The organism is Streptomyces sp. Je 1-369 (genome assembly GCF_026810505.1).
GTDB lineage: Bacteria > Actinomycetota > Actinomycetes > Streptomycetales > Streptomycetaceae > Streptomyces.
This window is the reverse complement of sequence record NZ_CP101750.1, coordinates 3,203,577-3,218,945: the sequence shown is the minus strand read 5'-3', so window position 1 is coordinate 3,218,945 and position 15,369 is coordinate 3,203,577. Positions and strand designations below refer to the sequence as shown.

Below are 15,369 nucleotides of genomic sequence, written 5' to 3'. Positions count from 1 at the left end.
CCCGCCGGGCCGTACACGGCCCGGCGGTCGGAGCGCCTGCCGGGCCGTAGCCCGGACGAGACGGAGGAGACGCCGCATGACCCACGACCACGACCTGGTACTGCGCCCCACGCCGCGCCAGACCGAGGCCGCCCTCGACCCGCCCCCCGGGCGCAACGGCGGCGACCTCGTCATGGAGACGCTCGCCGGCCTCGGCGCGACCACCGTCTTCGGCCTGCCCGGCCAGCACGCGCTCGGCATGTTCGACGCGCTGCGGCGCTCCTCGCTCTCGTACGTCGGATTCCGCGTCGAGAACAACACGGGTTTCGCGGCGGACGCGTACGGCCGCATCACCGGCGAGGTCGCCCCGCTGCTGCTCTCCACCGGGCCCGGCGCGCTCACCTCGCTCGCCGCGCTCCAGGAGGCGGCCGCGGGCTCATCGCCGGTCCTCGCCATCGGCAGTCAGGTGCCGGTGGCCGGGCTCGGCGGCGGCCGCCACGGCTATCTGCACGAGCTGCGCGACCAGCAGGCCTCGTTCAGGGACGTCGTGAAGTCCGTGCACACGGTCCGTACGGCCTCGCAGATCCCGTCCGCCGTCGCCGCGGCCTGGGAGTCCGCGCTCACCGCGCCGCACGGCCCGGTCTGGGTGGAGATCCCGCAGGACGTGCTGCTCGCGGAGACGACACTGCCCGTCGTCACCGCGATGGACGCGACGCCCGAGGAGGTCGTGCCGCGCCCCGAGCTCACCGCGGTCGCCGCCGACCTGCTGTCCCGCGCCGAGCGCCCCGCGATCATCGCGGGCGGCGGCGTCGTGCGCTCGGACGCCTCCGGCAAGCTGCGCGCGCTCGCCGAGCTCGTGAACGCCCCCGTCGTCACCACCTTCGGCGGCAAGGGCGCCTTCCCCTGGGAGCACCCGCTCTCGCTCCAGTCCTGGCTGGAGGACCGCCACACCACGGACTTCCTTGAGGACGCGGACGTCCTGCTCGTCGTCGGCTCCGGCCTCGGCGAGCTCTCCTCGAACTACCACACGTTCGCTCCCCGCGGCCGGGTGATCCAGATCGAGGCGGACGCCGGGAAGCTGGAGTCCAACCACCCCGCGCTCGGCATCCACGCGGACGCGCGGACGGCGCTGTCGGCGCTCCTGGAGACCATCGAGGAGCCGAGGGAGGACCCGTCGGCTCCGGAGCGGGTGGCGGCCGTCCTGGCGAAGGTCCGCGCGCGCATCGACGCCCAGGACCTCACCCTGGAGCAGCGGATCCTCGCCGCCGTCCGCGAGGCTCTGCCGGACGCGTCACCGTCCTTCTGGGACATGACGATCCTCGCGTACTGGGCGTGGTCGGCGTTCGACGCGCGGCGCCCCAACACCATGCACTCGGCGCAGGGCGCGGGCGGCCTCGGCTACGGCTTCCCCGCCGCGCTCGGCGCCGCCGTCGCGGACCCCTCCCAGCCGGTGCTCGCCGTCTCGGGCGACGGCGGCGCGATGTACTCGATCGCGGAGCTGGCCACGGCCAGGCAGTACAACCTGCCCGTGACCTGGCTGATCGTCGACGACGGCGGCTACGGCATCCTGCGCGAGTACATGTCCGACGCCTTCGGCGAGGCGACGGCCACGGAGCTGGCGCGGCCGGACTTCGTGGCGCTCGCGGAGTCCTTCGGGGTGCCGGGGGTCCTCACGACCCCGGAGACGCTCCGGGACGACCTCGCGAAGGCGCTGGGCGAGCCGGGTCCTTCGGTGGTGGTGCTTCCGGCGCTGCTGCGGATGTTCGCGCCCACGCATCTGGACTGATCCGAGCAGATTTTCGTACAAGTCGTGCAACCATTCACCGGTACCGGCGAGTCATGAGGGGCGAGTGCGCCGGGGGCGCGCTCGTTTCGCACACAGGGGATGGGAAGCTCCATGACTCACCGGACATCCGGTATATCCAGGCGTGCCCGCGTGCTCTCGGCGGGACTCGCCGCCGGGGTGCTCGTGCCGCTCGGCGCGGTCGCGACCGCCGCGCCCGCCGCCGCCGCGCCCGCACCGCAGGTCACCTGCACCTCCGGACAGGCGGGCCTCGCCGCCAAGCTCAAGAAGGACATCACGGCGGCGCTGAAGAACCGCAAGGGCACCGTCGCGGTCGGCGTCCACGACCGCACCACCAAGACCACCTGCACCCTGCGCGCGGGCACCTCCTTCGACTCCGCGAGTGTCGTCAAGGTGACCGTGCTCGCGGCGCTCCTGTGGGACGCGAAGAAGACCGACCGGAAGCTGTCCGAGCGCGAGTCGGACCTCGCGTACGCCATGATCACCAAGTCGGACAACGACGCGACCAGCAAGCTCTGGCGGCAGCTCGGCACGGGGAAGATCAAGGCGTTCCTCAAGGCCGCGAAGATGACGAAGACCGTGCCCGGGTCCGGCGGCTACTGGGGCCTGACCAGGATCAACGCGACCGACGAGCAGAAGCTCCTCGCGCTGATCACGGCCAAGAACTCCGTCCTCAGCGACAACGCGCGCGCCTACGTCCTCAAGCTGATGGGCAAGGTCACCCCCTCGCAGCGCTGGGGCACCCCCGCGGGCACGCCCTCCGGAGTCTCCATCCACGTCAAGAACGGCTGGCTCCAGCGGTCGACGCACGGATGGCGCGTGCACAGCATCGGCGCGTTCAAGGGCGGCGGCCACGACTACACGATCTCCGTGCTCACCCACGGCAACAGCACGATGAACTACGGCGTCGCCACGATCCAGGGCGTGGCCAAGGCGGTCCACAAGGACCTCGCGCCCCGCGCCTCGTCGGTGAACAGGTACGTCCCGACCGATTCGCCCCGGGAAGCATTTGTTGCGACGGGATGAAATCCGCCCCCCGCCGTGTTGGGCCTCTCGGCAGGTCAGGTCGACGGGAGGCAACACGTGGCGGAGCAACGGGGCTGGGCGAAACGACTCACCGGGTACGCATGGCGCTACCCGAAGGACGTCGTGCTCGCGCTCGGCTCCTCGCTCGGCGGTATGGCCGTCATGGCGCTCGTACCGCTGATCACCAAGGTGATCATCGATGACGTCATAGGTCAGGACGGGGAGGGCGGCGGCCGCTCCATGGGCCCCTGGGCGGGTGCCCTGATCGGCGCCGCCCTCGTCGTCTACGTCCTCACCTACATCCGCCGCTACTACGGCGGCCGCCTCGCCCTCGACGTCCAGCACGACCTGCGGACCGAGATGTACGGGACGATCACCAAGCTCGACGGGCGGCGCCAGGACGAGCTGTCCACCGGGCAGGTCGTCGGCCGGGCTACCAGCGACCTCCAGCTCATCCAGGGCCTGCTCTTCATGCTGCCGATGACCATCGGCAACATCCTGCTCTTCGTGATCTCACTCGTGATCATGGCGTGGCTCTCCCTGCCGCTCACCCTCGTCGCCCTCGCCGTCGCCCCCGCCCTCTGGGTCATCGCCCGCCGCTCCCGCTCCCGCCTCCACCCCGCCACCTGGTACGCGCAGGCGCAGGCCGCCGCCGTCGCCGGAGTGGTCGACGGCGCCGTCAGCGGCGTACGCGTGGTGAAGGGCTTCGGACAGGAGGAGCAGGAGACAGGGAAGCTCCGCGAGGTCGGGCGCAAGCTCTTCGCCGGACGGCTGCGGACCGTCCGCCTCAACTCCCGCTACACCCCCGCCCTCCAGGCCGTCCCCATGCTCGGCCAGGTCGCCATGCTCGCCGTCGGTGGCTGGCTCGCCGTCAAGGGCGACATCACCCTCGGCACCTTCGTCGCCTTCTCGACCTACCTCGCCCAGCTCGTCGGACCCGTGCGCATGCTCGCCATGGTCCTGACCGTCGGCCAGCAGGCGCGCGCCGGAGTGGAGCGCGTCCTCGAACTGATCGACACCGAGCCGAGCATGGCGGACGGCCGCAAGGAGCTGCCCGCCGACGCCCCGGCGACGGTCGAGTTCGACGACGTGAGCTTCGCCTACGAGGACGACCGCCCGGTCCTCGACGGCCTCTCCTTCGAGATCCGCCCCGGCGAGACCCTCGCCGTCGTCGGCTCCTCCGGCAGCGGCAAGTCGACCGTCTCGCTGCTCCTGCCGCGCTTCTACGACGTGACGCACGGCGCCGTCCTCATCGGCGGCCACGACGTGCGCGAGCTGACCCTCGACTCCCTGCGCTCCGCCATCGGGCTCGTCCCCGAGGACTCCTTCCTCTTCTCCGACACCGTCGGCGCCAACATCGCCTACGGCCACCCGGACGCCACCCGCGAAGAGATCGAGACCGCCGCGCGCGCCGCCCAGGCCCACGGCTTCATATCCGAGCTGCCCGAGGGGTACGACACCAAGGTCGGCGAGCAGGGCCTCACCCTCTCCGGCGGTCAGCGCCAGCGCATCGCGCTCGCCCGCGCCATCCTCACCGACCCCCGCCTCCTCGTCCTCGACGACGCCACATCGGCGGTCGACGCGCGCGTGGAGCACGAGATCCACGAGGCGCTGCGAGGCGTGATGGCGGGCCGGACCACCCTCCTCATCGCCCACCGCCGCTCCACCCTCGGCCTCGCCGACCGCATCGCCGTCCTCGACGGAGGGCGCCTCGCCGACCTCGGCACGCACGAGGAGCTGGAGGAGCGCTCCGCCCTCTACCGGCGGCTGCTCACCGACCCCGACGAGCTCGGCGGCGTATCCCCGGGCCACGCCCTCCCCGCCGACCTGCCCGAGGACACCTCCGTACGCGAGGAGCTCGACGCCGAGTTCGACGCGGAGCGCGGCATCACGCCCGCCCTGTGGACCGGCGACCGCGACGCCGGCAGCGTCAAGGATCCGGCCCTCGCCGGGATGCCGTCCACGCCCGAGCTCCTCGCCCAGGTCGACGCGCTGCCCCCGGCCACCGACACCCCCGGCATCGACGAGGCGCGGGCCGTCACGCCCGAGGAGTCGTACGGGCTGCGCAGGCTGCTCGCCGGATTCGGCGTGCCGCTGCTGTTCAGCCTGCTCCTCGTCGCCGTCGACGCGGGCATGGGGCTGCTGCTGCCCGTCCTGATCCGGCACGGCATCGACGAGGGCGTCAGCGACCTCGCGCTCGGCGCCGTCTGGACCGCGTCCGGGCTCGCGCTCGCCGCCGTCGTCGTGCAGTGGGCGGCGCAGACCGGCGAGACACGCATGACGGGGCGCACCGGCGAGCGGGTCCTGTACTCGCTCCGGCTCAAGATCTTCTCGCAGCTCCAGCGGCTCGGGCTCGACTACTACGAGCGGGAGCTCACCGGCCGCATCATGACCCGGATGACGACCGACGTCGACGCGCTCTCCACGTTCCTGCAGACCGGGCTCGTCACCGCGTTCGTCTCCGTCGTCACCTTCTTCGGCATCATGGTCGCCCTGCTCGTCATCGACGTGGAGCTCGCCCTCGTCGTCTTCGCGACCCTGCCGCTGCTGATCGTCGGCACGTACTTCTTCCGCAAGTCGAGCGTGAAGGCGTACGAGCTGGCGCGCGAGCGCGTGTCCGTCGTCAACGCCGACCTCCAGGAGTCCGTCGCCGGGCTGCGCATCGTGCAGGCCTTCCGGCGCGAGCGCGCGGGCGCCGAGCGGTTCGCCGAGAACAGCGACAGCTACCGGCAGGCCCGCATCCGCGGCCAGTGGCTGATCTCCGTGTACTTCCCGTTCGTGCAGCTCCTGTCGTCCGTCGCCGTCGTCGCCGTACTGATCGTCGGCGCGGGCCGGGTCGAGGCGGGCACCCTGACGACCGGCGCGCTCGTCGCGTACCTCCTCTACATCGACCTGTTCTTCGCCCCCGTGCAGCAGCTCTCCCAGGTCTTCGACGGCTACCAGCAGGCGTCCGTCTCGCTCGGCCGCATCCAGGAACTGCTCCAGGAGCCGACGTCGACGAAGGACGCCGACGAGCCCATGGAGGTGCTCTCCCTGCGCGGCGAGATCGCCTTCGAGGACGTGGACTTCGCGTACGCGGCCACGGGCGAGGGCGCCCCCGAGGAGGCGCTCAGCGACGTACGCCTGCGGATACCCGCCGGACAGACCGTCGCGTTCGTCGGTGAGACCGGCGCGGGCAAGTCGACACTCGTGAAGCTCGTCGCCCGCTTCTACGACCCCACGGGCGGCCGCGTCACGGTCGACGGCACGGACCTGCGCTCCCTCGACCTCACCTCGTACCGCCACCGCCTCGGTGTCGTCCCGCAGGAGGCGTACCTCTTCGCGGGCACCGTCCGCGACGCCATCGCCTACGGCCGCCCCGACGCCACCGACGCCCAGGTCGAGGCCGCAGCCCGCGCGGTCGGCGCCCACGACATGATCGCCACCCTGGACGGCGGCTACCTCCACGAGGTCAGCGAGCGCGGCCGGAACCTCTCCGCGGGACAGCGCCAGCTGATCGCCCTGGCCCGCGCCGAACTGGTCGACCCCGACATCCTGCTCCTCGACGAGGCGACGGCCGCCCTCGACCTCGCCACGGAGGCGCAGGTCAACCAGGCCACCGACCGCATCGCGGGCAAGCGGACCACGCTGGTCGTCGCCCACCGCCTCACCACGGCCGCCCGCGCCGACCGCGTCGTCGTGATGGACCACGGCCGGGTCGCCGAGGACGGCACGCACGACGAGCTCCTCGCGCTGGACGGGCGGTACGCGCGCCTGTGGCGGACGTTCGTGGGGGAGCCGGTGGAGGCGGCCTGAACGGCCTGAACGGGTGCCGGGAGAAGGGTGCCGGAAAAAGGGGCGGGGATCCCGCAACCGCACGGGCCGCGCACTGCGTCCGTACCTCAGAACGTTGAGGCAGGAGTGGCGGGAGGGGCAATCGTGAGCAGTGGGCGCGGGCGCGGCACTGGTCGGATACGACGGCGGCTGATGCTCGGCACGGCCGTGCTCGCAGCCGCCGTACTCCTCGCCCTCGCGGGCCCCGGCACGTACTCGGCGCAGGCCGTCGACGGCTTCTGCGCAGGCCGCAAGGTGCGCACCCTGCCCTTCAGCACCGGTCGCGTCGACGTCTTCAAGTCCCGCGGCTACGTCTGCGCCGTGGTCGTCGCCAAGCGCACCGGCGCCCGCAAGTCGATGTCCGTCAGCGTCAAGGCACGCGGCGGCCGCCCCGCCCGCGACAAGGGCCACTACAGCCACCACGCGGGCCCGGTGACGGTCCACGCGGGCCACCGCTGCGTGTGGGTGAAGGGGAACATCAGCGGCCGCGGGGTCAGTTCGGGCTGGATTCTCTGCTGACGTCCGGTCTGTGACCGCACGATGTCCCGATAACTCCCCCTGGTGCGGACCCAGTTGCTCCGTTAGGTTCCGGGGCATTGCTGTGTCGACAGGGGAGGGTGCATGCGTAAGGCGCTCAGATGGGTGCTGTCGCTCGTGGTGCTGATAGGCACCGTGGGCGTGGCCGGAGCGACGACCGGGACGGCGACGGCCGCGGACCACACGAGAACCAATAGTCGTGCTGACAGCACCGACATCAAGGACAGGCTGCTCGCCGTACCCGGCATGAGCCTGATCGAGGAGAAGCCGTACCCCGGCTACCGTTTCTTCGTACTCGACTACACCCAGCCGGTGGACCACCGGCACCCGTCCAAGGGCACCTTCAAGCAGCGCCTGACCGTGCTGCACAAGGACACCAACCGCCCGACGGTCTTCTACACCAGCGGCTACAGCGTCTCCACGAGCCCCAGCCGCCGCGAGCCGACGCAGATCGTCGACGGCAATCAGGTCTCCATGGAGTACCGCTACTTCACGCCGTCGCGCCCCCAGCCGGCCGACTGGTCCAAGCTCGACATCTGGCAGGCCGCGAGCGACCAGCACCGCATCCACCAGGCGCTGAAGCCGATCTACGGCAAGAAGTGGCTGGCCACGGGTGGTTCGAAGGGCGGCATGACCGCCACGTACTACGAGCGCTTCTACCCGCGTGACATGGACGGCGTCGTCGCGTACGTCGCCCCCAACGACGTGGTCGACAAGGAGGACTCGGCGTACGACAGGTTCCTCGCCGGCGTCGGACCGCGCGAGTGCCGCACCCGGATCCAGGACGTGCAGCGCGAGGCGCTGGTGCGCAGGGAGCCGCTGTCCGCGAAGCTCGCCGCCCACGCCGAGGCCGAGGGCTACACCTTCAAGACCGTCGGCACGCTCGACAAGGCCTTCGAAGCGGTCGTCATGGACTTGGTGTGGGGCTTCTGGCAGTACCAGCCGGCGGCCACCGCCTGCGGCAAGATCCCGACCGCGGCCACCGCGACCGACCAGGAGATCTTCGACTACGTCGACTCGGTGGGCGGCTGGTCCTCGTACACCGACCAGGGCCTGGAGCCCTACACGCCGTACTACTACCAGGCGGGCACGGAACTCGGCGCGCCCACCATCGGCCAGCCCTGGCTCGGCGACCTCAGCCGCTACGGCTACCAGCCGCCGCGCAACTTCGTGCCGCGCGACATCCCGATGAAGTTCAAGCCGCACGCGATGCGGGACGTCGACCGCTGGGTGCGGCACAACGCGCACCGGATGATGTACGTGTACGGCGAGTACGACCCGTGGGGCGCCGAGCCGTTCCGCCCCGCCCGGGGCGCCAAGCACGACTCGCACGTCTTCACGGCGCCCGGTGCCAACCACGGCGCGAACGTGGCGCAGCTCGTCGCCGCCGACAAGGCGAAGGCGACGCAGCGGATCCAGGCGTGGGCCGGGGTGTCCTCGTCCTCGGGCAAGCCGCTGGCCGCGTACGACAAGAAGCTGGACCGGCGCGACGTGCGCAAGGAGCAGACGTTGCGGCCGTGAGGCGCTGACTCGGTACACGCGGTACATGACGGGCGCTGGAGGACCGGTCCGGTTCTTCAGCGCCCGCGTCCGTCACATCCGCACCGCGCACCCCACAGGACGCGCACCGTCCAGCGTCACGTACAGCCGCGTGGCGGCGGGACACGCGGCCCGCTCCCGCACCGCCGACGACACCAGGTACTCCGGGGCCCGTTCGCCGGAGCCGTCGCAGGCGGTCTCCCGCACCTCGCCGCGCCCCGCGCCGTACACGCAGTCGCCGACGACCGTCCGTGGACCGCCGCCCCGCCCGGGGTCGCCGGGATGCGGTGCTTCCAGGTTCCGCATGCAGGCGTACCCCTGCGGCACCTCGCCGTCGCCGTCCTCGTCGACGGCGGGCCTGCTCTCGCTGACGTGCAGCACGAAGTCGGTACGGGCGGGGCAGGCGGGACCTTGCTTGACCTTGCCGTCGTAGCGCGCGATGACCCGCGCGGCGGCCCGCTCGCTGCCGCACGGCACCTCCGTGAAGGACTCGCGCCCCCGCGAACTGCACTCGTCGACGGCGAGGAAGGCGGCGCCGAAGCCGGAGGGCTGTGCGGCGGAGGGTGTGGCGGAACCCTCTGCTCCGGACGGTTTCTGACAACCGGTCACTGTCACGGTCGCGGTGACGGCGAGCAGGAGGGCACAGACGGCCCGCCCGGCCGTACGAGGCCACCCCGAGTCGCAGGCAATCATGACCATCCCCCGATACGTGCACCCAGCGTGACCCGGCGCTGCGGGCGCACGCCAGGCGTGCGGGGGCTTTGGGGCTCTTAGTACGTCAGGCCGTGCCCGATCGGATACAGCACCTGAGCGGGATCGTCCGCCCGCCGCACCGGCACGGGAAGCCGACCCTGCGGGGTGGTCCGGCCAGCGATCACCCGTGCGGCGGCGCGGAGTGCGACATCCGTCCAGCAGTACGAGGCGAGGGCGGCGTCGACGGGGGGCAGGTGTGCCACGTCGTAGGGGTTGCGCACGGCGAGGGTGATGACGGGGAGGTCGGTGGCTCGAAGGGCGGAGACGAGACCGACTTGCCCGTGCTCGGTGCCGTTGCTGTCGCTCGGGTCCGTCGCCTGGTGGGTGCGGGCGTGCGGACTCGGGGTCTGCTCCAAGGTGGTGTTCGCCGCCTGGGTGTTGTCCTTGGTGGTCGCGTGCGTGGTGACGTTGTACGTGGCCACGAGGACGGCGTCCCGGCCGTGGGCCTCCGCCACCGCCTTCTCGATCGTCGCCTCGTCGGGCGCGGTTCCGGTGGGCAGGGCGACGGCCTGGAAGCCGAGGCTGTTGAGGGCGCCCGCGAGGACGGTGGTCGGCGGGCCCGTGGTGCCGGACGGCGAACGGGGGTCCGCGCCGACGACGAGGATGCGGGGGTGGGTGGCGGGGGAGAGGGGGAGGAGCGCGTCGGTGTTGACCAGGAGGGTCGTGGTGGCGTCGGCGATGTGGTCGGCGGCGACGAGGTGGGCGGGGCTGCCGACGGTGGCGTCGACGGAGGGGGTGGAAGCGCTCGGCGTCGGCGGTGTCCCATCCTGGTTCAGCACCTGGTCCAGGAGGCCGACCCGCGCCTTCACGCGGAGCACGCGGAGGACGGACTCGTCGATGCGCTCCTCCGTCAGCTCACCGCTCCGGACGGCGTCGAGCACGGCGTTCCAGGCGATGTCCGGGCGGGGCGGGTTGAGGAGCTGGTCGGCACCGGCCTTGAGCGCGAGCACGGCCACGCGGTCGTCGCCGTACTTCGTGCGGACGCCGCGCATGGCCAGGGAATCGGTGGCGATGACACCGTCGTAGCCGAGCTCCTCGCGGAGGATGCCGGTGAGGATCGGGCGGGAGAGCGTGGCGGGGTCGCCCGAGGGGTCGAGGGAGGGCACCACGATGTGGGCGGTCATGACGGAGTCGACGCCTGCGGCGATCGCGGCGCGGAAGGGGGGCGCGTCGTGGCGGTCCCACTCCTCGCGGGTGTGGTGGATGTGCGGCAGCTCGGTGTGACTGTCGTCGGTCGTGTCGCCGTGGCCGGGGAAGTGCTTGGCGGCGGTGGCGATGCCCGCGCTCCGGTAGCCCTCGATCTGGGCGGCCACGAATCCGGCGACGGCGTCGGGGTCGGCGCCGAAGGAGCGTACGCCGATGACGGGGTTGGCGGGGTCGACGTTCACGTCGGCGTCCGGGGCGTGGTCCTGGCGGATGCCGAGGGCGCGGAGCTCGGCACCGGCGATCCGGGCGGCCTCGCGGGCGTGCTCGTGCGACCCGGAGGCGCCGAGGGCCATGGCGCCGGGGAGGAGGGTCGCGGGCGCGCCGATACGGGCGACGGCGCCGTGCTCCTGGTCGACGGAGATCAGGACGGGGATGGCGGGGGCGGCCTTCTGGATGCCCTCGGAGAGCTCGGCGACCTGGTGCGGGGAGCGGGTGTTGTGGGCCCAGCCGAAGTAGATGATGCCGCCGAGCCGGTACCGGTCGATGAGCTCGGCGGCGTCCCGCACGCCGAGCTCCCGGAGGTTGGTGTCGACGTCCGCCTGGTCGGGGTCGGTGGCGGTGTGCCCGTACACGTGCATCACGAAGAGCTGGCCGACCTTGTCCTCCAGGGACAGGGTGCGGAGGAGGGCGCGGAGCGGGCGGTCGGGGTCGCGCTCGACGGATGCGGACAAGAGGTGCTCCTGCGGGCTGAAGACTAGTTTCAGGAGCAACGGATATCCCGAAGATTTCTGCCGGTCAAGGGATGGGGCCGTCACCGGCGCTGTTGGAAGGGGGGCGCACCGGTGACGGCGAGCTGTCGGCCACAGGCGGCGGAGAGGGTGGTCGGCGTTCGCAGCCAGCAGCGATGCCGACACCGCCCTGCGGAGACTCACCGACAGCGTGCCGGTTGGACGGGCGGGGGCGGCGGGGGGTTCCCTTCGCGGTACGGGTCGGCGGGGCCGCCCCTACGGAGCCCAGTGCAACTGCAGCGTGCGGACCGTCTCGGCGATCGCGGGCCGACGGGACGCCCCGGTCCGCCACAGCGCGTACAGGCGGCGTACCGGCACAGGAGCGAGGGGAACCGTGACCGCCCCGGAAGGGACCGGCCCGCGCCCGAGGCGCGGGATGAGCGCGACCCCGAGTCCCGCCGCGACCAACGCCACCAACGTGGGGTTCTCCTCCGCCTGGTGGGCGATGTCCGGCTCGCACCCCGCCTCCCGAAGCGTCCGGATGAGCCACTCGTGGCAGACGAGCCCAGGAGGTTGCGTGATCCACCGTTCGGCCTTCAGCTCCTCGCGGCGCACGGACTCCCGCCCCGCGAGCGGATGGTCGTGCGGTACGACGAGGTCGCAGAGGTCGTCGCCGATGACCGCCTGCTCGACCCCCGGCGGCGCAGGAAGCGGCGCGATGTCCCAGTCGTGGACGACGGCCATGTCGACCGCCCCCTTGGCCACGAGGTCGATGGACAGGTGCGGATCGATCTCCGTCATGCGGGTGTCGAGCGAAGGGTGACGCCGCGCCAGGTCCGCGAGGACCGCCGGCATGAGACCCCGCGCCGCCGAAGCGAACGCCGCGATCGTGAGCCGCCCCGCGGGCACCCCACGCCGCTCCTCCAGCTCCGTCTCGGCACGCTCGACGATGGCCAGCAACTGCCGCGCCGTATCGGCGAGATGGAGCGCCTCCTCGGTGAGGGCGACCCCGCGACCCCGCCGTTCGAGCAGGGTCGTCCGCGTCTCGCGCTCCAGCTTGGCGATCTGCTGGGAGACGGCGGACGGCGTGTAGCCGAGAGCCGTGGCGGCCGCGCCGACCGTACCGTGCACGGAGACGGCGTGCAGCGCGCGGAGCCGACCGAGATCGAGCACGAGAGCCCCCAAGAAAAGCAACCGGACTTCACCGGACGGCACTGAACCGCACCGGACACACGACCATGTAGCGCCGCTTCATTCAACCATGCAGAGATCGGCGCTGGTGCTACACATTCACGCCGGGTGATCCTCGACGCATGCGACCCGCACACATCTGCCTGGCCGTCCTCGTCGCCGCCGTATGGGGCGTCAACTTCGTCGTCATCGAAGTGGGGCTCGACCACTTCCCGCCGCTGCTCTTCTCCGCCCTCCGCTTCCCTCGTCGCCGCGCTGCCCGCCGTCTTCTTCGTGGGGCGGCCGAAGGTGGCGTGGAAGTGGATCGTCGGGGTGGGGCTCGTCCTCGGCGTGGCCAAGTTCGGGCTGCTCTTCATCGGGATGGACGCCGGGATGCCGGCCGGTCTGTCGTCCCTGGTGTTGCAGGTCCAGGCCGTCTTCACCGGGTTCTTCGCGTTCCTGGCGCTGGGGGAGCGGCCCGGCGGCGTACGGGTCGCGGGCATGGTGATCGCCCTCGGCGGGATCGCCGTGGCCGCCGTCGACGAGGGGGAGACCGGCCCGCTGACCGCGTTCGCGCTGCTGATGGGCGCCGCGGCCTGCTGGGGCGTCTCCAACGTCCTGACCCGCAAGGCGTCCCCGCCGGACTCCCTGAACTTCATGGTGTGGGTGAGTACGGTCCCGGTGCTGCCGCTGCTCGCGCTCTCCCTGCTCTTCGAGGGGCCGTCCCGGGACCTCGCCGCCCTCCGCTCCCTCGACTGGCAGGGCGCGGGCATCATCGTCTACGTCGCCTGGGTCACCACGGTCTTCGGCTTCGGCGCCTGGGGGTACCTGCTGCGCCGCCACCCCGCGTCGACGGTCGCCCCCTTCTCGCTGCTCGTCCCCGTCTTCGGAATGTCGTCGGCCGCCCTGGTCCTCGACGAGTCGGTGAGCGGGCTGCGGTGGTGCGCGGCGGCGCTGCTCGTGGGAGGCGTCGCGCTGGCCTCCTTCGGGAAGGCCTCCGCCTCGGTCCCGCTCAACCCGAGCGGCTCACCAGCCGGGACAACAGTTCCCGCCCCGGCCCCAACAGCCCCGGCAACGGCACCGCATCCTCGTACCACCGCTTCTCGTACTCCCAGCACAGCCACCCCTCCCAGCCCTCCGCGCTGAGCCGCGCCACGCACTCCTCCAGCGGCAGCACTCCGGAGCCGAGGGCCAGGGGTGTGGTGTCGTCGGCCGAGACGATGTCCTTCACCTGTACGTAGCCGAGGTACGGGGAGAGCGCGGCGAAGGTCTCGGTGACGGACTCGCCGCCGAGCCAGGTGTGCATGAGGTCCCACAGGGCGCCGACCCGGCGGTGCCCGACAATGCCGAGGATGCGGGTGGTGTCGGCGCCGGTGCGGTGCGAGTCGTGGGTCTCCAGGAGGATGCGTACGCCCGCGTCGGCGGCGTAGCGGGCGGCGGTGCCGAGCCGCCGCGCGGCCGTCGCGTCGGCCTCGGCCGCGCCCTGCTCGGTGCCGCCGCCGGGGAAGACGCGGACGAAGGGGGCGCCCAGGTCACGGGCGAGCGCGACGAGGGAACGTATCTCGTCGAGCACGGGCCCGTCGTCGCCGGGCGCCGCCACGCGCGCGTACCCGGCGATGCCCAGGATCTCGACGCCCGCCGCCTTGAACTCGGCCGCCACGTCGGCCCGTTCGACGAGTCCGAGGCCGGGGTGGACCGGCTCCTCGGGGTGCGCGCGGAGCTCGACGCCGTGGTAGCCGTGGGCCGTGGCGAGCCGCAGCACGTCGGGGACGGGCAGGCCGGGCACGCCGAGCGTGGAGAAGGCGAATCTCATGGCCCCGACAGTAGGCGGCGTACGACCGCGGTCAACCCCGCCGCGACGACGGGACCCGCCGGACTCACTCGGGCCGCTCGTGCAGCGGAAGCAGCCAGTCCTGCCCGACGAGGTCGACGCCGAAGGAGCGGTGCGGCTTCTCCGCGACGAGGACGAACCCGTGGCGCCGGTAGATGCCGCGCGCCGACTGCAGTACGTCATTGGTCCACAGCGTCAGCTCGCGGTAGCCGACACCCCGCGCGAACTCCACGCAGGCGGCGACCAGCTGGTCCCCGATGCCGAGCCCCCGCGCGTCGGGCTCGACGAGCAGGAGGCGCAGCCGTGCCGTGCCGGGCGCCTCGTCCCGTACGCACATCACGCACCCCGCGGGACGCCCGTCGGCCTCGGCGATCCACACCCGCTCCAGGTGCGGGTCGTGGTCCTGGGCGAAGTCGGCGACGATACGGGCGACGAGGCCTTCGTAGTCCGCGTTCCAGCCGAACTCGGCGGCGTACAGAGCGGCGTTGCGCTGCACGATCCACCCCAAGTCGCCGGGCCCGGGCTCCCGCAGCGTCACGTCCGCGCGGCGCCCGCGGCGGCCCCCCTGCCCGCGATCCCGCCCGCGGCCGTCCTCCAGGATCTCCCGCACCGTGCGCATGGCCGCCGCGAGCCGGGACCGGTCGGCGGTGGGCACATCGGCCAGCAGGGAGCCGACCGCTTCCCGCGACCGCTCGTCGAGCAGCTCGGCGGCGTCGCGCCCGCGCGCGGTGAGCGTGATGCGCTGACGTCGCGAGTCGTCGGCGGAGGGGGCCCGCTCGACGAGCCCGTCCCGTTCGAACTTGGCGAGGAGGCGGCTCAAGTAGCCCGCGTCCAGGGAGAGTTCGGAGCGGATGTCGGCGGCGTCGGTACGGGGTGAGCGGGCCAGTTCGTACAGGACGCGCGACTCGGTGAGGGTGTACGGGACGTACAGGTGCCGACTGTAGTCGAGCGCGCCGATGAGGTTCGTATAGAAGCGGTTGAAGGCGCGCATCTCGTGGATGGGTGTCGACGTCGTCGCTGTTGTCGCCATTGTGCATCACTCC

General features: G+C 72.2%; 10 protein-coding genes and 1 pseudogene. 6 read left to right on the top strand and 5 right to left on the bottom strand.

Going from position 1 to position 15,369, the window contains the following annotated elements:
* The first annotated feature begins 76 nt into the window (after window positions 1-76).
* The 5 genes from NOO62_RS14585 to NOO62_RS14565 all read left to right on the top strand — a co-directional run bounded on the left by NOO62_RS14585 (window position 77) and on the right by NOO62_RS14565 (window position 8,680).
* Window positions 77-1,765 (top strand): thiamine pyrophosphate-binding protein, encoded by a 1,689-nt coding sequence (locus NOO62_RS14585; RefSeq protein WP_268771324.1) that lies wholly within the window; start codon window positions 77-79, stop codon window positions 1,763-1,765.
* Between the two features lie 111 nt (window positions 1,766-1,876).
* Window positions 1,877-2,809: a serine hydrolase gene (locus tag NOO62_RS14580; RefSeq protein ID WP_268771323.1), complete on the top strand. Its 933-nt coding sequence runs from the start codon at window positions 1,877-1,879 to the stop codon at window positions 2,807-2,809.
* Between the two features lie 57 nt (window positions 2,810-2,866).
* The gene (locus NOO62_RS14575) at window positions 2,867-6,604 is read left to right on the top strand and encodes an ABC transporter ATP-binding protein (RefSeq protein WP_268771322.1); all 3,738 of its coding nucleotides are present in this window, start codon (window positions 2,867-2,869) and stop codon (window positions 6,602-6,604) included.
* 171 nt (window positions 6,605-6,775) lie between these two features.
* Window positions 6,776-7,141 carry a hypothetical protein gene (locus NOO62_RS14570; protein WP_268775621.1) on the top strand — a complete coding sequence of 122 codons (366 nt, stop codon included), beginning with the start codon at window positions 6,776-6,778 and terminating at the stop codon, window positions 7,139-7,141.
* 102 nt (window positions 7,142-7,243) lie between these two features.
* The gene (locus tag NOO62_RS14565) at window positions 7,244-8,680 is read left to right on the top strand and encodes a S28 family serine protease (protein ID WP_268771321.1); all 1,437 of its coding nucleotides are present in this window, start codon (window positions 7,244-7,246) and stop codon (window positions 8,678-8,680) included.
* Window positions 8,681-8,752: 72 nt separating this feature from the next.
* Here the strand turns inward: NOO62_RS14565 and NOO62_RS14560 are convergent, their stop codons facing one another.
* From NOO62_RS14560 to NOO62_RS14550, 3 genes are all read right to left on the bottom strand, one after another.
* Complete coding sequence (locus tag NOO62_RS14560; RefSeq protein ID WP_268771320.1) at window positions 8,753-9,391, bottom strand: hypothetical protein; 639 nt, start codon at window positions 9,389-9,391, stop codon at window positions 8,753-8,755.
* A 77-nt stretch (window positions 9,392-9,468) separates the two neighbouring features.
* Complete coding sequence (locus NOO62_RS14555) at window positions 9,469-11,328, bottom strand: glycoside hydrolase family 3 protein (protein WP_268771319.1); 1,860 nt, start codon at window positions 11,326-11,328, stop codon at window positions 9,469-9,471.
* A 273-nt stretch (window positions 11,329-11,601) separates the two neighbouring features.
* Window positions 11,602-12,498 (bottom strand): LysR family transcriptional regulator, encoded by an 897-nt coding sequence (locus tag NOO62_RS14550; RefSeq protein ID WP_268771318.1) that lies wholly within the window; start codon window positions 12,496-12,498, stop codon window positions 11,602-11,604.
* A gap of 140 nt (window positions 12,499-12,638) precedes the next feature.
* Here NOO62_RS14550 and NOO62_RS14545 point away from each other — a divergent pair.
* A pseudogene (locus NOO62_RS14545) lies at window positions 12,639-13,480 on the top strand (EamA family transporter); the annotation flags it as partial.
* 27 nt (window positions 13,481-13,507) lie between these two features.
* Here NOO62_RS14545 and NOO62_RS14540 read toward each other — a convergent pair.
* Window positions 13,508-14,308: a sugar phosphate isomerase/epimerase family protein gene (locus tag NOO62_RS14540; RefSeq protein ID WP_268771317.1), complete on the bottom strand. Its 801-nt coding sequence runs from the start codon at window positions 14,306-14,308 to the stop codon at window positions 13,508-13,510.
* A 64-nt stretch (window positions 14,309-14,372) separates the two neighbouring features.
* Window positions 14,373-15,356, bottom strand: a complete 984-nt coding sequence (locus NOO62_RS14535) for a bifunctional helix-turn-helix transcriptional regulator/GNAT family N-acetyltransferase (protein ID WP_268771316.1) — start codon at window positions 15,354-15,356, stop codon at window positions 14,373-14,375.
* Between the last annotated feature and the right edge of the window lie 13 nt (window positions 15,357-15,369).